Source organism: Kineococcus sp. R86509, assembly GCF_042466365.1.
Classification (GTDB): Bacteria; Actinomycetota; Actinomycetes; order Actinomycetales; family Kineococcaceae; genus Kineococcus.
Genome location: NZ_JAXHCE010000001.1, coordinates 1,234,228 through 1,254,313, shown reverse-complemented (window position 1 = coordinate 1,254,313; position 20,086 = coordinate 1,234,228). Strand labels below are relative to the sequence as shown.

General features: G+C 72.2%; 20 protein-coding genes and 1 riboswitch. Of the genes, 9 read left to right on the top strand and 11 right to left on the bottom strand.

All coding sequences use genetic code 11. The features are described from left to right. Positions 1 to 15 precede the first annotated feature (15 nt). From SJY07_RS05890 to SJY07_RS05880, 3 genes are read left to right on the top strand one after another with little or no spacing between them, the layout of a single operon-like run. Entirely contained in the window at positions 16 to 1,194 is a 1,179-nt protein-coding gene (locus tag SJY07_RS05890; RefSeq protein ID WP_380157677.1) for an acyltransferase family protein, read from the top strand. 19 nt (positions 1,195 to 1,213) lie between these two features. After that, positions 1,214 to 2,458: an amidohydrolase gene (locus tag SJY07_RS05885; RefSeq protein ID WP_380157675.1), complete on the top strand. Its 1,245-nt coding sequence runs from the start codon at positions 1,214 to 1,216 to the stop codon at positions 2,456 to 2,458. A 48-nt stretch (positions 2,459 to 2,506) separates the two neighbouring features. Beyond that, complete coding sequence (locus tag SJY07_RS05880) at positions 2,507 to 3,406, top strand: diacylglycerol/lipid kinase family protein (protein ID WP_380157673.1); 900 nt, start codon at positions 2,507 to 2,509, stop codon at positions 3,404 to 3,406. Between the two features lie 51 nt (positions 3,407 to 3,457). On the opposite strand, the gene SJY07_RS05875 is transcribed toward SJY07_RS05880, so the two are convergent. From SJY07_RS05875 to SJY07_RS05855, 5 genes are all read right to left on the bottom strand, one after another. Further along, a complete protein-coding gene (locus SJY07_RS05875; RefSeq protein ID WP_380157671.1) occupies positions 3,458 to 4,135 on the bottom strand; it encodes a methionine ABC transporter permease in 678 nt (225 codons plus the stop codon). Beyond that, positions 4,135 to 5,157 carry a methionine ABC transporter ATP-binding protein gene (locus SJY07_RS05870; RefSeq protein WP_380157669.1) on the bottom strand — a complete coding sequence of 341 codons (1,023 nt, stop codon included), beginning with the start codon at positions 5,155 to 5,157 and terminating at the stop codon, positions 4,135 to 4,137. Before SJY07_RS05870 ends, SJY07_RS05875 begins: the two co-directional genes overlap by 1 nt. Then, positions 5,154 to 6,110 (bottom strand): MetQ/NlpA family ABC transporter substrate-binding protein, encoded by a 957-nt coding sequence (locus SJY07_RS05865; RefSeq protein WP_328295185.1) that lies wholly within the window; start codon positions 6,108 to 6,110, stop codon positions 5,154 to 5,156. The genes SJY07_RS05870 and SJY07_RS05865 overlap by 4 nt, the downstream gene beginning before the upstream one ends. Before the next feature lie 67 nt (positions 6,111 to 6,177). Next, positions 6,178 to 6,288, bottom strand: a riboswitch (SAM riboswitch). Between the two features lie 101 nt (positions 6,289 to 6,389). Next, positions 6,390 to 6,593 carry a DUF1737 domain-containing protein gene (locus SJY07_RS05860; RefSeq protein ID WP_380157666.1) on the bottom strand — a complete coding sequence of 68 codons (204 nt, stop codon included), beginning with the start codon at positions 6,591 to 6,593 and terminating at the stop codon, positions 6,390 to 6,392. After that, on the bottom strand, positions 6,590 to 7,216 hold the full coding sequence (locus tag SJY07_RS05855; RefSeq protein WP_380157664.1) for a hypothetical protein: 627 nt from the start codon (positions 7,214 to 7,216) through the stop codon (positions 6,590 to 6,592). Before SJY07_RS05855 ends, SJY07_RS05860 begins: the two co-directional genes overlap by 4 nt. Before the next feature lie 56 nt (positions 7,217 to 7,272). Here SJY07_RS05855 and SJY07_RS05850 point away from each other — a divergent pair, with 56 nt between their 5' ends. Then, complete coding sequence (locus SJY07_RS05850) at positions 7,273 to 7,776, top strand: OsmC family protein (protein WP_328295188.1); 504 nt, start codon at positions 7,273 to 7,275, stop codon at positions 7,774 to 7,776. Positions 7,777 to 7,857: 81 nt separating this feature from the next. On the opposite strand, the gene SJY07_RS05845 is transcribed toward SJY07_RS05850, so the two are convergent. Genes SJY07_RS05845 through add form a run of 3 tightly spaced genes read right to left on the bottom strand, consistent with a single transcriptional unit; the run spans position 7,858 to position 11,755 of the window. After that, a complete protein-coding gene (locus SJY07_RS05845; protein WP_380157661.1) occupies positions 7,858 to 9,351 on the bottom strand; it encodes a purine-cytosine permease family protein in 1,494 nt (497 codons plus the stop codon). After that, a complete protein-coding gene (locus SJY07_RS05840) occupies positions 9,348 to 10,733 on the bottom strand; it encodes an NtaA/DmoA family FMN-dependent monooxygenase (protein WP_328295190.1) in 1,386 nt (461 codons plus the stop codon). The genes SJY07_RS05845 and SJY07_RS05840 overlap by 4 nt, the downstream gene beginning before the upstream one ends. Continuing rightward, positions 10,730 to 11,755 (bottom strand): adenosine deaminase, encoded by a 1,026-nt coding sequence (add, locus tag SJY07_RS05835; protein WP_328295191.1) that lies wholly within the window; start codon positions 11,753 to 11,755, stop codon positions 10,730 to 10,732. Before add ends, SJY07_RS05840 begins: the two co-directional genes overlap by 4 nt. 66 nt (positions 11,756 to 11,821) lie before the next feature. Here add and SJY07_RS05830 point away from each other — a divergent pair, with 66 nt between their 5' ends. Next, positions 11,822 to 12,736 (top strand): LysR family transcriptional regulator, encoded by a 915-nt coding sequence (locus SJY07_RS05830; protein WP_380157658.1) that lies wholly within the window; start codon positions 11,822 to 11,824, stop codon positions 12,734 to 12,736. A 27-nt stretch (positions 12,737 to 12,763) separates the two neighbouring features. On the opposite strand, the gene SJY07_RS05825 is transcribed toward SJY07_RS05830, so the two are convergent. Both SJY07_RS05825 and SJY07_RS05820 read right to left on the bottom strand, forming a co-directional pair. Next, positions 12,764 to 13,825 (bottom strand): aldose epimerase family protein, encoded by a 1,062-nt coding sequence (locus SJY07_RS05825; RefSeq protein ID WP_380157656.1) that lies wholly within the window; start codon positions 13,823 to 13,825, stop codon positions 12,764 to 12,766. Between the two features lie 28 nt (positions 13,826 to 13,853). Next, positions 13,854 to 14,576, bottom strand: coding sequence for a uracil-DNA glycosylase (locus SJY07_RS05820; RefSeq protein ID WP_380157654.1), 723 nt, complete (start codon positions 14,574 to 14,576; stop codon positions 13,854 to 13,856). Positions 14,577 to 14,762: 186 nt separating this feature from the next. On the opposite strand from SJY07_RS05820, the gene SJY07_RS05815 reads away from it, so the two are divergent. From SJY07_RS05815 to groL, 3 genes are all read left to right on the top strand, one after another. Beyond that, positions 14,763 to 15,020 carry a DUF3263 domain-containing protein gene (locus SJY07_RS05815; RefSeq protein ID WP_380162188.1) on the top strand — a complete coding sequence of 86 codons (258 nt, stop codon included), beginning with the start codon at positions 14,763 to 14,765 and terminating at the stop codon, positions 15,018 to 15,020. A 444-nt stretch (positions 15,021 to 15,464) separates the two neighbouring features. After that, a complete protein-coding gene (locus tag SJY07_RS05810; protein ID WP_328295196.1) occupies positions 15,465 to 15,668 on the top strand; it encodes a cold-shock protein in 204 nt (67 codons plus the stop codon). Positions 15,669 to 15,986: 318 nt separating this feature from the next. After that, the gene (gene groL / locus SJY07_RS05805; RefSeq protein WP_328295197.1) at positions 15,987 to 17,615 is read left to right on the top strand and encodes a chaperonin GroEL; all 1,629 of its coding nucleotides are present in this window, start codon (positions 15,987 to 15,989) and stop codon (positions 17,613 to 17,615) included. Positions 17,616 to 17,722: 107 nt separating this feature from the next. On the opposite strand, the gene SJY07_RS05800 is transcribed toward groL, so the two are convergent. Next, a complete protein-coding gene (locus tag SJY07_RS05800) occupies positions 17,723 to 19,315 on the bottom strand; it encodes a methyl-accepting chemotaxis protein (protein WP_380157652.1) in 1,593 nt (530 codons plus the stop codon). A gap of 168 nt (positions 19,316 to 19,483) precedes the next feature. Between SJY07_RS05800 and SJY07_RS05795 the strand changes: the two genes are divergently transcribed. Next, positions 19,484 to 20,047 (top strand): dihydrofolate reductase family protein, encoded by a 564-nt coding sequence (locus SJY07_RS05795; RefSeq protein ID WP_380157650.1) that lies wholly within the window; start codon positions 19,484 to 19,486, stop codon positions 20,045 to 20,047. Positions 20,048 to 20,086 lie beyond the last annotated feature (39 nt).

The following is a 20,086-nucleotide window of genomic DNA, read 5'->3' as shown; positions in this document are numbered from 1 at the left end:
CCAGGGAAGGTCGTCATGACCGGAACGCACGTCCCGTCCCGACGTCCCCGGCTGGAGTTCGCCTTCCTCGACGGGTTGCGCGGCCTCGCGGCGTTGTTCGTCGCCGTCCACCACACCTACCTCTTCACCGGGACGACGCAGGACCACGAGGCGTTGCCCGCGGTCTTCGAGCCCCTGCGCTACGGCCAGTACGCCGTGACCGTGTTCATCGTCCTGTCGGGTTTCGTCCTCGGACTCCCGCTCGCCCCGGACCGCCCCGCGTTGACCCGGGGGTGGGCGACGTTCCTGAAGCGCCGCGCGCGGCGGATCCTGCCGCCCTACTACGCGGCCCTCGCGTTCTTCCTGCTGCTGATCGCCCTCGTCCCGCAACTGCGCCAGGTCTCCGGAACCGCCTGGGACAGCAAGGTTCCCGTGACCGAGACGGGTGTCGTCTCGCACCTGCTCATGCTGCACAACCTCGGCGGCGACTGGAAGTGGCAGATCGACGGCCCGATGTGGTCGGTCGCGACCGAGTGGCAGCTGTACCTGGTGATGCCCCTCGTGCTCCTGCCCGTGTGGCGCAGGTTCGGGGCGGTCGCGATGGTCCTGCTGGCGGTCGCGGCGGGCTGGGGGATCCACGTCCTGTTCCCGCGCTTCGACGGCGCGCACTTCTGGTTCGTCGCGGACTTCGCCTTCGGCCTCGTCGCCGCCCGCCACGTCGCCCGGGCCCGTGCGGTTCCCCGCGCAGGGCTGCTCGCGGTGGTGGCGGTCGTCGTGGTCGCGGTCCTCTTCCTGCTCGTCCCCGGTCACGGTCTGCGCGACCTGTGGTTCACCGAGGTCGTCGTCGGTGCGGCGGTGGCCCTGGTCCTGCTGGCCCTGGCGCAGCAGTCCGTGGCCGGGACCCGGACCCCCGTGCACGCCGTCCTGCAGTGGCGCCCGCTGGTCTGGATCGGCTTCTGGTCCTACAGCCTCTACCTCCTGCACAGTCCGCTGCTCGGCCTCGGGAACCTGCTGACCCTCGACCGCCCCTGGGGGGTGGGCACCCGGTTCGCCGTGATGCTGCTGGTCGTCCTGCCGCTCGCCCTGGCCGTCAGCTACGGGTTCCACCGCCTCGTGGAACGTCGCTTCACGACCGCTCACCAGGCCCGCCTCCGTCAGGGCGCCCCGGCGGCCGCGGTGGACGTCTCGGAGACCAGGAGTTCCCTCCCGTCCTGACGGCTGCGAGAGTGGCCGGATGCCCGCACCGCACCGTGAACAGGTCTCCCGAGACGTCGCCGTCGTGGGAGGGACGCTGCTGCGGCTGACCCCGGACTGGCACGGCGAGCGCGAACCCGGCACGGTGCTCGTCCGCGACGGCCGGATCGTCGCCGTCGGCGCCCACGTGCCCGTCCCCGCGGACGTTCCCGTGCTCGACGCGACCGGCCGGTTCGTCCTGCCCGGCTTCGTCGACCCGCACACCCACCTCGGCGTCCACGCCGAGGGGGAGGGCTGGCACGGGGCCGACGTCAACGAGAAGGGTGAACCCCGCGGCGCCCGGCTGCGGTCCTGGGACGGGGTCGACCCCCGTGACCAGGGTTTCGCCGACGCCCTGAGCGCAGGGGTCACCACCGTGGCCGTCCTGCCGGGTTCCGCCAACGTGATCGGGGGACAGACCGGAGCCCTGAAGACCTGGGGGGCCACGGTCGAGCAGATGCTGCTGCGCGCGCCGATCGGGGTGAAGAGCGCGCTCGGCGAGAACCCCCGGAAGAACTCCGGAGGCCCCTCGACCCGCATGGGGATCGCGGCCGCCCTGCGCGACGCCTTCGCTGCGGCGCAACGGTTCAGCGCTCAGCGGACGCGCGCTGCCGAGAAGGGTGAACCCCTCGACCCGCCCACCGACCGGGACCGCGACGCCGAGGTCCTCGCTCGGGTCCTGGCCGGCGAACTCGTCTGGCAGCAGCACGCCCACCGCGCCGACGACATCGCGACCGCGGTCCGCCTCGCCGAGGAGTTCGGCTACCGGCTCGTCCTGAACCACGTCACCGAAGGCCACCGCGTCCTCGACCTGCTCGTCGAGAGGGGGCTGCCGGCCGTCGTCGGTCCGCTGCTCACCTCGCGCTCGAAGCCCGAACTGCGCCACCGCTCGCTGAGCGTGCCGGGGATCCTCGCCGGCGCGGGGCTGCGGATCGCGCTGACCACCGACCACCCCGTCGTCCCCATCCAGTTCCTCGCCCTCTCCGCGACCCTGGCCGTCAAGGAGGGCCTCGACCCCGGCGAGGCGCTGCGAGCCCTGACCCTCAACCCGGCCGTGATCCTGGGGATCGACGACCGCGTCGGGTCGCTGGCTCCCGGTCTCGACGGCGACGTCGCCGTCTGGTCCGGGGACCCGCTCGACGTGATGTCGCGCGCCGTGCACGTGGTCAGCGGCGGTCGCCCCGTCTACCGGTGGGACGGGGTCGGCGAGGTGCTCGAGGCGGACGGGACCTGGCGTCCGCTGTGAGGTCCGGGGCGTCCGGCACGAGTCGGCGTCCTGGTGCGTTGGGCAGGCGTGAGTGGGAACCAGTACCTGGCCGTCGTCAACGCGGGGGCGGGATCGGCGCGGACCGGCGCGGTCGACGCCGCCGTGCAGGAGCTGCGCCGCCACGGTGACGTGGAGCTGCGCCGCACGAGCTCCCTGGACGACCTGCGCGCCGCCCTGCTCGGGGCGGGCGGCCGCCGGGTCGTGCTGCTGGGCGGGGACGGCTCCCTGCACGCTGCGCTGCAACTGCTCTGGAACGCGGGAGCGACCCGCTCGGTGGGGCCGCTGGGCATCGTCCCGCTCGGCACCGGCAACGACCTGGCCCGCTCGCTGCGGTTGCCGCTGGACCCGGTCGCCGCGGCCCGCGTCGTCGCCCAGGGGAGCCCGAAGGGGCTGGAGCTCCTCGTCGACTCCCACGACCGGATCACCGTCAACACCGTCCACGCGGGCATCGGGGCGTCGGCGACGGCCAAGGCGCAGCGGCTCAAGCGCTTCCTCCGGGCCGGCGCCTACCCGGTCGGTGCGGCCTGGGCGGGGGTCAGCGCGGGCAAGGGGTTCCGGCTGCGCGTTGACGTCGACGGCACCACCGTGTCGCCGGGGGAGCGTCCCGTCCTGATGGTCGGCATCGGCATCGGCGGCACCATCGGCGGCGGCGCCCCCCTGGTTCCCGGCGCCGACCCGCACGACGGGCTGGCCGACGTCGTCGTCTCCGAGTCCACCGGCCCCCTCGCCCGCCTGGGCTTCGCCGCCGGACTGCGCAGCGGGGTCCACGTCGAGCGGCAGGACGTCGTCACCGCGACCGGGAAGGTCGTCGAGATCGACGCCGGGTCCGGGACGTTCCGGTTGAACTCCGACGGCGAGGTCACCGACCACCAGAGCTACGAACGGTTCGAGATGCACACCGACGTCTACGAGGTGGTCTGCCCCTGAACGGCGGAACCCCCGTCGCGATCACGACGGGGGTTCCGGGGAAGTTCTGGACTAGCGGCGCATGACGCCGCGGGCGATTCGGTTCCCGATGAGCTGACCAACCTGGACGATGACCACGATCGCGACGACGCTGACCACGATGATGCCGTTGTCGTAGCGCTGCGAGCCGTAGGTGATGGCGTACTCACCGAGACCGCCGCCGCCGACGAGGCTGGCCTGTGCGGACATGTCGACGATGCCGATGAAGATGAACGTGTACCCGAGCACCAACGGCCCGAGGCCCTCCGGGACGACGACCTTCAGCAGGATCGAGACCCGTCCCGCCCCGACGGCGCGTGCCGCCTCGACGACCCCCGGGTCGACGTTGACGAGGCTCTGCTCCACGATGCGTGCCACGGCGAAGGCGGCCGCGAGGGAGATCGCGAACGTGACCGCCGTGGTCCCGATCGTCGTCCCGACCACGACCCGCTGCAGCGGACTGATGGCGGCCAGGAAGATGACGAACGGGATCGGGCGCACCAGGTTCACGACGAACCCGATGATCCCGAACACCCACCGGCTGCCGAACAGGTTGCCCGGCCTGGTCGCGTAGAGAGCGATGCCCAACGCGAGCCCGAGGACGCCGGCGACGACCAGCGAGATGCCGGTCATGAACAACGTCTGCCAGATCGACTCGCGGAAGACGTCGACGCTGTCGAGGAAACCGTCGAAGAAGCCCTCCCCGGCCATCAGACCTCCTCTTCGGCGTGCACGCCGTCGGCGGCGAGCGCACGGAGCGTGCCGTCCACGTCGGGGCCGCTGAGTTCGTAGGTCAGTGAGCCGGTCCGGCGTTCGCGGATCTCCGAGACACCGCCGAAGACCAGTTCCGCGGTCGCGCCGGTGCTCCGGAACACCGAGTCGATGCGCTGCTGCAGACCGGGTTCGTCGGTGATGCGGACGCTCACGAGCCGGCCGGGGTGGTGGGTGCGCAGCCGGGCCAGGGTTTCGGCCGGGGGCCGGTCGTGGGTGGCGCTGCGCACGAAGCGCTGGGCCGCGGCGGTCTGCGGGTTCGAGAACACGTCGTAGACCTCGCCGACCTCGACGATCCGCCCCTCTTCCATGACCGCGACGCGGTCGGCGATCTGGCGCACGGCGTCCATCTCGTGGGTGATGACGATGATCGTCACCCCGAGTTCGGTGTTCACCCGCCGCAGCAGCGACAGGACCTCGGTCGTGGTCTCGGGGTCCAGCGCGCTGGTGGCCTCGTCGGCCAGCAGCAGCGGGGGGTTCGTGGCCAGCGCGCGGGCGATGCCGACGCGTTGCTTCTGCCCACCCGAGAGTTGTTCCGGGTAGGCGTGCGCCCGGTCGAGGAGACCGACGAAGTCCAGGAGTTCCGCGGTGCGGGCGTCGCGCTGCTTCGCGGGGACCTTCGCGACCCGCAGCGGGTAGGCGACGTTCCCGGCGACCGTCCGCGAGCGGAACAGGTTGAACTGCTGGAAGATCATCCCGATCTTCGACCGGGCCTTGCGCAGCTCGCCCTCCGACAGCTTCGTCAGGTCCTGCCCCCCGACCCTGACGCTGCCGGAGGTCGGCAGCTCGAGGGCGTTGACGAGGCGGACGAGCGTGGACTTGCCTGCGCCGGAGTAGCCGATGACGGCGAGGACCTCTCCCTCCTCGACGTCGAGGGAGACGTCGTCGACCGCCGCGACGGACTGGCCGTCGCGGCGGTCGAAGCGCTTGGAGACGTTCTCCAGCGTGACGAGGGCGCTCACTTGCCCTTCGCGGCCTTCGCGTCGGCCTCGACGGTGGCGAGGTCGGCCTGCAGGTCCGCGGCGCTGCGGTCGGAGACGACCGCGTTCGGGTAGTCCTTGGAGAACACCGTCTGCACGGCCGGGTCCTGGAAGAGGGCCGCCAGCTTCAGGTAGGTCTCGTTGTCCTTGTCCTTCGCCCGCGCGGCGAAGATGTTCACGTAGGGCGCGGCCGAGGGGTCGGACGGGTCGTCCTTGGCGATGACGTCGGTCTCCGGCAGCTTGGCGCTGGTCGCGTAGTTCACGTTGACGATCGCGGCGGCGACGGAACCGCTCTGCAGCGCGTTCGCGGTCTGTGAGGCGTCGATGGCGGTCACGTCGACCTTCTTGGTCTCGATGTCCTCGATCGAGGAGAAGGCGTTGCCCCCGTCCTTGAGGGTCAGCAGACCCGCCGACTGCAGCACCAGCAGACCGCGGGCCTGGTTGATGTCGTCGTTCGGGATGGCGACCTTCGCGCCCTCGGGGAGCTCCGACGGGCTCTTCGCCGTGGTCGAGTACAGCGGCAGCGGGTAGATGGCGGTGCCACCGATGGGCTGGATGTCGTCGTCGGCCGTGACGTCGTAGTTCGCCAGGTACTGGATGTGCTGGAACTGGTTCAGGTCGATCTCGCCCTGCGACAGCGCCGGGTTCGGCAGGCTGTAGTCGGAGAAGTTGACCAGGTCGACGGTCACGTTCAGCTTCGACTTCGCCAGGTCCACGTACGTCGTCCAGTAGTCCAGCGACTTGTCGGCCACGCCGATCTTCACGGTCTGGGCCGGGGCGGAACCGGCGGCGGTGGTCGTCGCGGTGTCGTCCTTGCGGGTCCCGAGGACGACGGCGACGATCACCACGACCACGACGACGACGGCGGCGACGATCCCGATGAGGAGGCCGCGGCGCTTCGGCTTGTCGGGCAGGGCGGGGGCGGGGCTGGACACGGTGGCACTCCGGTGGTCGAACGGCGGGCGCGCGGCTCGCAGCACGCCGTGATCGACGGCGTCCGTTGTTCCGCGCTTGCCGGACGGGGTCGTCCGGCCTGGTCTTCACCTGGGGCACCCCGCCGCGGGGGAGGGTTGCCGGACAGCGAGCCAGGGCTTGTCGCTGTCACTCATGACCGTGGGGGAACCGTAGGTTCCCGTCGTCGAACCCGTCAAATCGCCCCCGCGCCGGTGTTCAGCCGACCGTAGGACTGCCCGCGTCTCAGCGCAGGCGTTCGGTCACGCCGCACCGCCGTCACCGGGTCGGGCCAGGACGTGGGGGAGGACGACGGCCTGCGCGGCGACGGTGCGCCCGTCCGTCGTCGTCACCGACGGGCTGCCGTACAGGACGTAGCCCTCGGCCAGGGCCGCCGTGACCTTCTCGCAGAAGGAGCGGTCGTCGGGGCCGGTCAGCAGCCGGTACGCCAGCTTCTCGTCGCTCACGCGTCCGGACCGTTCGCGCTCAGAGCGTCGCGGGCGTCCTGCAGGCTCAGCAGGCCCAGGGCGGCGTCCGCCAGCGCGTCGCCGAGCTTCTTGTGGTTGGCCCGGGCCCAACGCTTCCCGTCGTAGTCGGTGGCCGTGCGGCGCAGTGCCTCGAGGCTCGCGCGCAGGTCACGGTCGAGGCGTTCGCGCAGTTCCCCGTCCGTGGGCGCCTCGGGGCGCAGCGCCTCGCCGTCGCCGTTGCGCAGCTGCAGGAGCGCCTCGTGGTCCAGGCCCTCCTCCCGGGCCCAGAACCGCACCGGCCGTTCGACCAGGTGGTTCCACACCGGGGCCTGCGCGGACCGGAAGAGGACCTGGACGGGGCTCTTCGCCAGTCCGGACGCGTTGAGCCAGAACTCACCGGCCTGCGGTCGGCTGAAGAGCGCGCACTCGTCCTCGGGGAGGTCGACGACGACGGCGACCCGGACGAACGTCGGGTCCTCGCTGTCCTGCTGCGGGCCGAGCAGGGCGCCGAAGACCCACGCCTCCTCGGCGCGGAAGAGGTTCAGGTCGGTGGGCAACGAGTTCGCGTGCTCGCACCCCTGGGCGACGTCGGCGAGCTTGCTGACGGCAGTGGTCCACTTCACGGCAGCATCTTCGCGGGTGTTGCGGGGCCGGCCCCACGGGGGCCTAAGCTCGCCCGGTGGATTCGACCGAACTGAGGGCCCTGCAGAAGCCGTTGAAGGACGCCTACCGCGAGGACCCGGCCCAGGCGCTGGTCCCCGCGAAGGCCGTGGCGGTGCTGGACGGGCAGTCCATCGGCGTGTCGGTCGACGGGTTCGCGGGCACCACCCGCGCCGGGCTGCACCCCGCCGCCGGGGGCGACGGGACCGAGGCGTGCTCCGCCGACATGCTCTGCGAGGCCGTCGCGGCCTGCGCCGGCGTGACCCTGCGCAGCGTGGCCACCGCCATGGGCGTGGAGCTGCGCAACGCGTCGGTGACCGCCGAAGCGCACTGGGACGCCCGCGGCACGCTCGGCGTCTCGCGCGAGGTGCCCGTCGGCATCACCGACGTCACCCTGACCTTCACGTTCACCTCCGACGCCGACGAGGCGACCGAGGCCAAGATGATCTCGCTGGCCGAGCGCTACTGCGTCATCGCCCAGACCCTGCAGACCCCGCCCAAGGTCTCCGTCCAGCGCGGCTGAGCCCCGCCGGGAGGGGGATCGTTGACTCCACGGTCCCACTCCGCGGGACCGTGGAGTCAACGATCCCCCCGGCGACGAGCGTCAGGCGCGTTCCTCCTGGAGGGCGACGGCGCGGCGCCCGCCGAGGAGGACGGCGACGAAGCCGAGGACGAAGGCGATGACCACGCCGAGGCCGGCGTAGGCCCAGTTGCTGTCCCAGTAGCCGTCCTCGCCACCGGTCGGCGGCACCCAGTGGGCCAGGTCGAGGGGGGCGAGGAGGTATCCCTGCCAGGACAGCCACGACACCGAGCTCGAGACCAGACCCCAGCCGACGAGGGTCGCGACGACCATGGTGATCACCGACAGGCCGCGCACCGAGCCGTAGCGCCCGCGGGAGTCGAGGAGTTCTGCCTCCGCGTAGTCACCGCGGCGCAGCGAGAGGTCGGCGAGGAAGATCCCCGCCCAGGCGGCGATCGGGACGCCGAGGGTGATCAGGAACCCCTGGAACGGCGTCAGGAAGTCCTGCGAGAAGAACGCGATGTAGACGGCCCCGGCGATCATCAGGCAGGCGTCGATCAGGACCGCCACGGGCCGGGGGACCCGGAGTCCGACGTTCAGCAGCGCCAGGCCGGAGGAGTAGATGTCCATGACCGCTCCGCCGACGAGGCCGAGGACGGCGACGACGACGAACGGGACGAGGAACCACGTCGGCAGGATGTCCGTGAGCGCCCCCACGGGGTCCGCCGCGATCCGGCCGCTGAGGTCCTTCGACGACCCGGCGACGAGCGCGCCGAAGACGAGGAGCACGCCCGGGCCGAGCGAGGAACCCAGCGTCGTCCAGAACACGACCCCGCCGCTGGAGGCCTCGCGCGGGAGGTAGCGGGAGTAGTCCGCCGCGGCGTTGGCCCACCCGAGACCGAAACCCGTCATCACGAGGATGAACGCCCCGACGACCGCCGCGGCGTCCCCGGCCGGGAGCGCGTTCACGGCGTCCAGGTCGATGGAGTCGGCCGCGAAGACGATGTAGAGGACCGTCAGCACCGCGGTGACGACCGTGATCCAGCGCTGCATCCGCATGATGACCCTGAACCCGAGGGTTCCGCCGAGCACGATCAGCCCGACGACGATCACGAGGGCGACGAGTTTCGTGCCCGTGCCCCCACCGGCTCCGAGGCGGTCCAGCACGGTCGCCGTCGCGAGCACGGCGACGGCCGCCAGCGACGTCTCCCAGCCCAGCGTCAGCAGCCAGGACACCAACGAGGGCAGGCGGTTCCCGTCGACCCCGAAGGCTGCGCGGGACAACGTCATCGTGGGCGCCGAACCGCGCTTCCCGGCGATCGCGACGAGGCCGACGATCACGTAGGACAGGAACACCCCGGCGATCGAGACGGCCGTGGCCTGCCAGAACGAGATCCCGAAACCCAGGACGAACGAGCCGTAGCTGACTCCCAGGACGGACACGTTGGCGGCGAACCACGGCCAGAACAGGTCGCGTGGCCTGCCGTGGCGTTCGGACTCGGCGACGGTGTTGATGCCGTTCAGTTCGACGTCGACACCGCCCACCCTCGTCTCGGGGGTGGCGGGGATCTCGCTCACGTCGACTCCTCGGGAGGATGGCGGTACCGGGCCGCGGGGTGGTCGGCGGGCAGCCTCGTGCGGCCCGGACCGAAGACCACCTCCCGCAGCGTACGGCCTGGGGCGTCGCGACCGGGTGGTGGCGCCAGCGTGCCCCGCCGGCGCAGTTCGGGGACGACCTGCTCGCAGAACTCCGCGTAGGAGCCCGGTACGACGAACGGGGTGAGGTTGAACCCGTCGATCCCCGTCTCCCGCACCAGCGCCTCCATGGCGTCGGCCACGTCGCCCGCCGTGCCGGTGAACACGAACTCCCGCATCCCGAAACGCAGGAAGTCGGCGCGCGCGTGGGCCACCGTCTCGTCCCGGTAGCGCTCCACCTGGGTCCGCCCGCCCTCGGTGCGGACGTCGGAGAAGTTCCCGCGGGGGTCCAGGGCGGCGAGGTCGACGCCGGTCATCGAGGCGTAGTAGGCGCGGGCGGCCTCCGGGTCGACCCAGGACAGGTACTCCTCGAGGCGGGAGCGGGCGTGGTCCCGGTCGCGCCCCAGCACGACCGTGAGTCCGACGAGGGTGCGCAGCGACCCCGGGCCGCGTCCGTGCCGGGCGGCCCGGGCGTGCAGGTCGAGGACCTGGCGGCGCAGCGTCCCGGCGTCGCGGCCCTGCAGGAACACCACCTCGGCGTGGGTGGCCGCGAACTCCCGACCGCGTTCGCTGGCGCCGGCCTGGAAGAGGACGGGGGTGCGCTGCGGGGAGGGCTCGACCTTGAAGTAGCCGTCGCAGTGGAAGTAGCGGCCGTGGTGGTGGACCTCGTGGACGCGACGCGCGTCGGCGTAGCGCCGCGTCGCCTTGTCGTGCAGGACGGCGGCGTCCTCCCAGCTGCCCTCGAACAACCGGTAGCTGAGGTCGAGGTGCTCGTCGGCGATGTCGTAGCGCTCGTCGTGGCGGGGCAGCGGTTCGCGTCCGTGCAGCGCGCTGACCACCCCCGCCGACGTCGTCACGACGTTCCAGCCGATGCGCCCGCGGGTGAGGTGGTCCAGCGTCGCGAACCGCCGGGCGTTCGGGTAGGGGCCCTCCAGACTCGTCGAGGACGTCACCGCGAACCCGAGCCGGCTCGTCACCGCGGCCATCGCCGGGACCAGCAGCAGGGGGTCGTTGGTCGGCATCTCGACCCCCTGCTCGAAGGTCACGGCCGGGGTGCGGCCCTCGAGCACGGGGTAGCCGGGGGAGTCGGCCAGGAACAGCAGGTCGAAACCCCCGTCCTCGAGGAGCCGGGCCAGCGACGTCCAGTGCGCGAGGTCGAGGTAGCGGTCGGTGTGCTGCTCGGGGTGGGCCCACAACCCCTGGCTGGTGAGGTTGGGGCCGTTGATCTCGAAGGCGCTCAGCAGCAGGTGGTGCGGTTCCCTCACGCGGGGACGCCCGCCGGGCTGCGCTCCAGCCAGTCGAGGAGACCCGCGCCGAGGCGGTGCCGGGTCGCCGGGCTCATGCCCTCGATCCGCAGACCGTGCCCGGCCAGGGCCGCGAGGTCGGTGTCGCTCAGCTTCCACACCTCGCGCGCCACGGCGTACTGGTGGCTGACGCCACGACCGAACCAGAGCTGGTCGTCGGCGTTGAGGGTGATCCCCACGCCCGCGGCGTGCAGGAGCGGGGCGGGGTGCGCGGCGAGCGTGGGGACGATGCCGAGCGCCACGTTGGAGACGGGGGCGACGTCGAGCACGATGCCCTCGTCGGCGAGGCGGCGCACGAAGGCCGGGTTCTCGACCGAGCGGACGCCGTGGGAGATGCGGGTGGCGCCCAGGACGTCGATCGCCTCCGCGACGCACTCCCAGCCGCCCGTCTGCCCGGCGTGCGCGACGACCGGCAGGCCCGCTGCCCGGGCCGTCGCGGCCGCCCCGGTGAAGCGCTGCAGGCCCGAGGGTTCCTCGAACCCGGCCGTCCCGAACGCGGTCACCCCGCGGCCGGCGAACTCGGCGGCGACCGCGGCGAGCTCGGCGGCGATCGGCTCGTCCTGGTCGGTGTTCAGCGTCAGGATCGAGCCGACCTCGACGCTGTGCTCCCGTCCGGCCTCGCCGAGGGCGTCGACGACGACCCGGGTCACCTCGCGCAGGCTCCCGAGCCGGGGGGCGTAGAGCTGGGGTTCGATCGCGGGTTCGAGGTAGACCACGCCCTCGGCCGCCTCCTGGGCGACGAGCGCGCGGCACAGGCCGGCCAGGTCGTCGAGGTCCGCCACCAGGGCGGGCACCCGGCCGTAGGCCTCGAAGAACGCCCAGACGTCGGACCAGCCCTCCCCGGTGGCGGCGGGACCGCCCCGCACGGGCAGCTCGAGCGGGACGCCACGGCGGCGGGCGAGGGCCAGCACGGCCTCGCGCGGGTAGGACCCGTCGAGGTGGGCGTGCACGTGCACCTTGGGCAGGGCGGTCAGGGAGCGCACCCTGCTCAACGTAGGCGCGAACGTGCCACGTGTCGCACAAGCGTTCCTTCTGAGAGCATCCATCCCGTGGATCAGCGTGGTGCAGGACGCAGCGGCGGCGAGCTCGACGTGCGCTCGTTGCGCTACCTGCTCGCCGTGTCCCGGGAGCGCAGCTTCACCGGAGCGGCTGTCTCGCTGCAGGTCTCCCAGCCCGCGCTGAGTCAGGCGATCGCGCGCACGGAGCAGCTCGTCGGGGGCCGGCTGGTGCTCCGCGACGCGCGGGGCGTGGCCCGCGAGGGGTCCGCGCTGACTCCCGCCGGGCAGGCGCTGGTCGCCGACGCGACGCGGATCACCGAACTCCTGGACCGGGCGCTGGTGCGCGCGCGGCGCATCGCGGAGGAGGGCGAACGCGAACGGCTGGCCGTCGGCATCGGCACCTCGACCCCGCGCTGGGTCTCGACCCGGCTGGTGCAGGCCTCCCAGGAGAGCCCGGACCTCGACGTCGTGCTGCGCCACGTCCCCTGGGGGCAGGAGGTCGCGAGCCTCGCCGACGGCCGGGTCGACGTGGTCTTCCTCAACGCCGGCCCGGACGAGGTGCTGGACGCGCGGGTGCGCGCGGTGCACGTCGCCGACACCCAGCGGGTGGCGGTGTTCGCGGCCGGGCACGAGCTGGCCGGCGAGACCTCGATCGACATCGCCGACCTCGACGACGAGCCCATCGTCGACGCGGGCTACGACCGGGAGGTGTGGCTCGTCGAGCCCCGCCCCTCCGGCGCGGTCCCCCGGGTCGTGGGTCCGCCCGCCCAGAACGTCGAGGAGATGCTCGCCCTCGTCGCCTCCGGACGGGCGATGGCCATCACCGCGGAGGTCGTCGCCGCCGGCCACCGCTCCGACGACATCGCCTTCGTGCCGTTGCGGGGGCTGGACCCGCTGCGCCTCGTGCTGCTGGCGCTCGCCGACGACGAACGACCGGCGGTGGCGGACCTGCTGGCCTCGTTCTAGGGGGCCATCGGTCCGCGACGGCGGTGCTCACACGGAGAAGGAGTACTCCGTGGTCGTCGTGAACTCCGCACCCGGGCGCAGCACGGAATCCCCGAGCAGCGGCTGGTTCACCGCGTCGGGCAGCAACTGCGTCTCCAGGCAGAGGGCGTCGCCCTGCCGCACGGGCCGGCCCTCGATCGTCCGCCACGCGCCGGTCAGGAAGTTCCCCGTGTAGAACTGCAGACCCGGCAGGTCGGTGCGGACCTCGAGCGAACGTCCGCTGCGCGGGCCGGAGACGGTGGCCACCGGCCGCAGGGAACCGGGGCCGTCCAGCACCATGCAGTGGTCGTAGCCGCCGGCGGTGAGGAGCTGCTCGTCCGCGTCGCGGAGGTGCTCGCCGATGCGGGTCGGGGTGGAGAAGTCGAACGGGGTGCCCTCGACGGGGGCGAGTTCACCGGTCGGGACGAGGTTCGCGTCGATCGGCAGGTAGCGCGACGCGGACAGCCGCACGACGTGGTCCTCGACGGGGCCTGCACCGTCGAGGGCGAAGTAGGCGTGGTTCGTGAGGTTCACCGGGGTGGCGGCGTCCGCGGTCGCGACGTAGTCCAGGCGCAACGTCACCGAACCGCCGTCCTCGCGCAGGGAGTAGGTGACGCAGGCGTCCAGCGCCCCCGGGAAACCCATGTCGCCGTCGTTGCTGCGCAACGACATCCGCACCCCGGCAACCCCGTCCACGGAGACCTCGGTGGCGGTCCACACGCGCTGGTCGAAACCCTCCGAACCCCCGTGCAGGGCGTTCGCGCCGTCGTTGGCGGGGACTGCGAAGGACACCCCGTCGACCCGGAAGCGTCCGCCGGCGATGCGGTTCGCGACGCGTCCGACGACGGCGCCGGGGTAGCCGTCGGCGGCCTCGTAGGCCGCGACGTCGGGCAGGGCGACGACGACGTCACCGATCCGGCCGGAGGCGTCGGGGACGCGGACCTGCTGCAGGGTCGCGCCGCGGGTCAGGACGGCGGCGCTCGCCCCGGAGGGCAGGCTCAGCTCCCACCGCTCGACGGGTTCCCCGCGTCGCGTCCGGCCGAAGGGGGTGCTGTGCAACGTCGCGGTCATGGCGCGATCCTGCCGCACGCCCCGGGGCTCAGGTCAGCCGCCAGTCGATCCCGTCGCCCCCCTCGGCCCGCAGGAGTTCGTCGACGCGGCTGAACGGAGCGGAACCGAAGAACCCCCGCGAGGCCGACAACGGGCTGGGGTGCACCCCGGTGACGACCGGCACCCCGCCCAGCAGGGGAGCGACCGTCTGCGCGTCGCGACCCCAGAGCAGGGCCACGAGCGGTCCGCCCCGCGCGGCCAGGGCGCGGACGGCCGCGTCGGTGACGGCCTGCCAGCCGAGCCTGCGGTGCGACCCGGACTCGCCCGCGCGCACCGTCAGCACCCGGTTCAGCAACAGGACCCCGGCCCGCGACCAGGAGGAGAGGTCGCCGTGCCCGGGCGCCTGCACGCCGGTGTCGGCGAGGAGCTCCTTGTGGATGTTGACCAGGCTGCGCGGCAGGGGCCGGACGTCCGGTTCGACGGCGAAGCTCAGCCCGATCGGGTGTCCGGGGGTGGGGTAGGGGTCCTGTCCGACCAGGAGCACCCGGACGCCGTCGAAGGGCTCCCGGAACGCCCGCAGCACGTTCTCGGGGGCGGGCAGCCACGGCGCGGGTTCGGCGGCCAGCGCGGTGGAGAGCCGCACCAGGTCGTCGCGGACCCCCGCCAGGGCGCGGGCCCAGCCCGGGTCGAGGTCGTCGAGGCCGAGTCCGGCCGGATCGTCGTCCGTGCGCGGGAAGCGAGGGGCGGGTGGGGGCGCTGCGGCGGGAGTCACGCACGGGACGGTACCGAGCCCGGACGCGCCCGCCGAGGTGAACGACACGGGTGTGATGCCCTCTTAGACTCCTGCCCGGCCCTCGGTTCCGGAGGCCGCGGTGAGAGGGGTCATGACGTGGAGCGGAACGACGCATCGGCGCGCAGCGAGCGAGACGTCCCGTCCCTCGAGGAGCAGCCCGGGGGGCTGCCCGACGGGCTGAGTCGCCGCGACGCCGAGATCCTGGCCTTCGAGCGGCAGTGGTGGAAGTACGCCGGCGCCAAGGAACAGGCCGTCCGCGAGCTCTTCGACCTCTCGCCCACGCGCTACTACCAGCTGCTCAACGCCCTCATCGACTCCCCGGCCGCCCTCGCCCACGACCCGATGCTGGTCAAGCGGCTGCGCCGGATGCGCACCAGCCGTCAGCGCGCCCGTTCCGCCCGCCGTCTCGGCGTGCAGCCCTGAGCGCTCGTCGCGGGCGCTCGCCCCACCTGCTCGCCCGACGCGGGGCCCACCGGACCCGTCGGGGACCGGTCGGTGTCGTCGTGCTCGTCCTGGTCTGGTTGCTGGTCGCGGCCCTCGTCGTCGGCGCTCTCGCGGTCGCGGTCCGGTCCGTAGCCGGTCCGCTGCTGGACGTCGCCGGCCGGGTGCTCTGAGCGACGCCTCTCGGGGGTCCGCCGCGGTGAGGGCGACGTGACCGTTTCGTGAAGACGAGGTTCCTCGAACCCTGTCCCACCAGCCCCTCCCCGCACTAACCTGAGCCCCGGTCGATCAGTTCGACGAACACGTCCTCTCGGGGGGCGCACGTCGGGCGTCGCCCTCGGCTCTCGTCGCCGCGGGCAGCGTGAGACCCGGCTCCGGTGCCCGCCGGCGCCGTTCTTCCGCTCGCTGCACCACCAGGAGAAGGCAATGGCTCAGGGCACCGTGAAGTGGTTCAACTCCGAGAAGGGCTTCGGCTTCATCACCGTCGACGACGGTGGGGCGGACGTGTTCGTGCACTACTCCGCGATCGTGGCCGACGGCTACCGCTCCCTCGAGGAGGGCCAGCGCGTCGAGTTCGAGGTCGGGCAGGGCCAGAAGGGTCCCCAGGCCGAGAGCGTCCGCGCCGTCTGACCCGGCGCGGCGTGACCGGCGTGTCCGGCGTGACCGTGCCCGGCCCCCGGTCCTCCCGGAGGCCGGGCACCAGCCCGCCCGCGCTCGCGCACCGTCCGAGGCCTCCGGGGGTTTGCACTCGGGGGGTGAGAGTGCCAACATTGGCGTTGGCACTCTCGAGTCGAGAGTGACAACTGCACTCGACCCGGGAGCGAAGCTCCCTGGCCGGTCCGGTGAGGTCGACAGGCGCTGGGGGACGTGACCCCGGTTCAGGTCGGCCGTCCGTCGCGGGCACCCGACCGACCGCCCACCGCCCGTCTTCTGGGAGGAACACCAGGCATGAGCAAGATCATCGCCTTCGACGAAGAGGCCCGTCGTGGTCTCGAGCGCGGGATGAACCAGCTCGCCGACGCGGTCAAGGTGACGCTCGGCCCCAAGGGCCGCAACGTCGTCCTTGAGAAGAAGTGGGGCGCCCCCACGATCACCAACGACGGTGTCAGCATCGCCAAGGAGATCGAGCTCGAGGACCCGTACGAGAAGATCGGCGCCGAGCTCGTCAAGGAAGTCGCCAAGAAGACGGACGACGTGGCCGGCGACGGCACCACGACGGCGACCGTCCTCGCCCAGGCGCTCGTCCGCGAGGGTCTGCGCAACGTGGCCGCGGGTGCGAACCCGATGGGCCTCAAGCGCGGCATCGAGAAGGCCGTCGAGGCTGTTACCGAGCAGCTCGTCGCCGCCGCCAAGGAAGTCACCACCAAGGAGCAGATCGCGGCCACGGCCGGGATCTCCGCCGGTGACGCCTCGATCGGCGAGCTCATCGCCGAGGCGCTCGACAAGGTCGGCAAGGAAGGCGTCATCACCGTCGAGGAGAGCAACACCTTCGGGCTCGAGCTCGAGCTCACCGAGGGCATGCGCTTCGACAAGGGCTACATCTCGCCCTACTTCGTCACCGACGCGGAGCGTCAGGAGACCGAGCTCGAGGACCCCTATATCCTCATCCTCAACTCCAAGATCTCCACCGTGAAGGACCTGCTCCCGCTGCTGGAGAAGGTCATGCAGTCGGGCAAGCCGCTCGTGATCGTGGCCGAGGACGTCGAGGGCGAAGCGCTCGCGACCCTGGTCGTGAACAAGATCCGCGGCACCTTCAAGTCCGTCGCCGTCAAGGCCCCGGGCTTCGGCGACCGCCGCAAGGCCATGCTCGGCGACATCGCCATCCTCACCGGTGGCCAGGTCATCTCCGAGGAGGTCGGCCTCAAGCTCGACACCGCTGACCTCGACCTGCTGGGCCGCGCCCGCAAGGTCGTCGTCACCAAGGACGAGACCACCATCGTCGAAGGTGCCGGCGACGCCGACGCCATCGCCGGTCGCGTGGGCCAGATCCGCGCCGAGATCGACCGCAGCGACTCCGACTACGACCGCGAGAAGCTCCAGGAGCGTCTCGCCAAGCTGGCCGGCGGCGTGGCCGTCATCAAGGCCGGCGCGGCGACCGAGGTCGAGCTCAAGGAACGCAAGCACCGCATCGAGGACGCCGTCCGCAACGCGAAGGCTGCCGTCGAAGAGGGCATCGTCGCCGGTGGTGGCGTCGCCCTCATCCAGGCCGGCGTGCTGGCCTTCGAGAAGCTCGAGCTCGTCGGTGACGAGGCGACCGGGGCGAACATCGTCAAGGTCGCGATCGAGGCTCCGCTGAAGCAGATCGCCATCAACGCCGGCCTCGAGGGCGGCGTCGTGGCGGAGAAGGTCCGCAACCTGCCCACCGGACACGGCCTCAACGCCGCGACCGGCGAGTACGTGGACCTGCTCGACGCGGGCATCAACGACCCGGTGAAGGTCACGCGCTCCGCGCTGCAGAACGCCGCCTCCATCGCGGCGCTCTTCCTCACCACCGAAGCCGTCATCGCCGACAAGCCGGAGAAGGCCTCTGCGGCCCCGGCCGGTGGCGACGGCGGCATGGGCGGCATGGACTTCTGAGTCCAGCCACTCCGTAGCACCTGCACCACCCGCGAGGGCGGTCTCCCGATCAGGGAGGCCGCCCTCGAGGCGTTGTGGGACCCGTCCGTCACCCGGGTCGGGCGGGATCAGACGCGGGGAAGGGTGAAGGAGCCGACGAGCTCGTTGAGCTCGACGGCGGCGCGCGAGACCTCCCCCGCGGTGGTGGCGGTGTGGGTCGCCCCCGCCGTGGTCTGGTCCGCCGCAGCGGCGATGCCGGAGATGTTCAACGCGATCTCCTGACTCCCCGAGGAGACCTCGGTGACGTTGCGGACCATCTCCGACGTCGTCGCCGACTGCTCCTCCACCGCCGCCGCGATGGTGGCCTGCAACCCGTCGATGCGGGCGATGACCTCACTGATGCCGCTGATGGCGAACGCGGCCTCGGTCGCGTCAGCCTGGGTGGCCGCCACCCGGGTGGTGATGGACTCGGTGGCCCGTGCGGTCTGCTGGGCCAGTTCCTTCACCTCTCCGGCGACGACGGCGAAGCCCTTGCCCATCTCCCCGGCGCGGGCGGCTTCGATGGTGGCGTTGAGGGCGAGGAGGTTGGTCTGCTCGGCGATGGAGGTGATGAGCTTGACGACGTCGCCGATCTCGCGGGAGGAGGCGGAGAGGCGGTCCAGGATCTCCGAGGCCTGCGACGCGCTGGACACGGCGTCGGCGGAGACCGAGGAGGCTTCAGCGGTGGAGGTGGCGATCTCGCGGATCGCGGCGGTCATCTCCTCCCCGGCGGCGGCGACGGTGGCGATGTTGGCGGAGATCTCCTCGGTGGCGGCGGAGACGACCTGGGTCTGGGTGGCGGATTCCTCGGCGCCGGAGGAGAGCTGGGTGGCGACGGTGGTGAGTTCCTCGCTGGAGGCGGCGAGGGTCGCGGCGTTGCCGGCGATGCGGCGCATCGTCTCGGTGAGCCGGTCCATGGTCACGTCGAGGGCCCCGGACAGTTGGCCGACCTCGTCCTTGGCGCTGTAGCCCACCCGCTGGTCCAGGCGGCCCTGCGCCAGGCCCCGCACGACGGTGAGGGCGCGGCCCAGGGGGCCGGCGATGGAGCGGGCCACGACGACGGCGACGACCGCGGCGAGGACGAGGGCGAGGACGCCCACGGCCACGAGGAGGACCACGGCGGTGCGGTAGCTCTGGGCTCCGCGCTGCGCGGTGGCCGTGGCGTTGTCCGTCTCCGCCTTCTGGATGCGGTCCAGGATGGTGTAGATCCCCCGCGCGAGGGGGACGCTCGCCGCGTCACGTTCGGCGATGAAGCCCGCCTGGTCGTTCGCCTTCGCCAGAGCGATGAGCTTCTCCCGTCCGGTGCGGTAGGTGGCGAGGTCGGCGGCGAAGGACTCCCGGTCGGCGACGGTCGAGACCGGGTCGGTGGCCAGGTAGACCTTCCACGCCGCGTCGAGCTGGGCGTCGTCGGCGCTGACCGCCTGCAGCGCGGCGGAGGTCGCCGACGCGTCGCTGGCCAGGGCGGAGGAGGCCAGGTCGGCGCGGGACTGGGCGAAGGCGTACTTGACCGTCCCGATGTTCTGGACTCCGGGGACGACCACGTCGGACATCGCCGTCACCGTGTCCTGCGAGGAGTGCAGGCGGGAGATGCCCAGGGCCGCCACGGCGGCCAGCAGCAGGCAGACGATGCCGAAGCCGACGAACAGCTTCGACGCGATGTTCAGATCGCGCAGCTTTCCCATGAGTGGTCCTCGTTCCCGTCGGAGCCGACGCCAGGAAGAGCCGACCGGGTGAACATCGGTCGTCGGCGGTCGCCGCTGTAGGGGAGCGGAGGAGCCGTGGGGGTCGATGACTTCCGGAGCTGCGTGCGGTCAGATGGGCAGAACCGCAGGACGCGACCCAGGAGAACCATGCGCACCCTCATCGTCACCGCCTTCACCTCCCTCGACGGCGTCGTGGAGGCCCCGGGCGGCGAGCCCGGCTACCGCAACGCCGGCTGGACGTTCCAGGACATCGCCTTCGACCCGGCGGCCTACGAGATCAAGGGTCGCGAGATGGGGGAGACCACCTCGCTGCTGCTGGGCCGCACCAGCTACGAGGCCTTCGCCCCGGTCTGGCCGACGATGGACGACTTCGCCGCCTACAACGCCATGCCGCGCTACGTCGTCTCGACGACGCTGGAGCACGACGACGCGCAGTGGCCCGCCACGATCCTGCGCTCGGTCGACGACGTCGCGGCGCTGAAGGAGACCGAGGGCGGGCCGATCGCCGTGCACGGCAGCGCCACCCTGGGGGCCTCCCTGGCCGACGCGGGCCTCGTCGACCGCTACCACCTGCTCGTCTTCCCCGTCCTGCTCGGCGCCGGGAAGCGGTGGTTCAGCACCACCGACAAGGACAGGCAGCTGCTCACCGTCCGCGAGTCGCAGACCTACCCCAACGGCATCACGAAGCTGGTCTACGACGTCGTCCGGTGACGCCCGGTGACGTGAGCAGCCGGGGTTCCATCGATTACC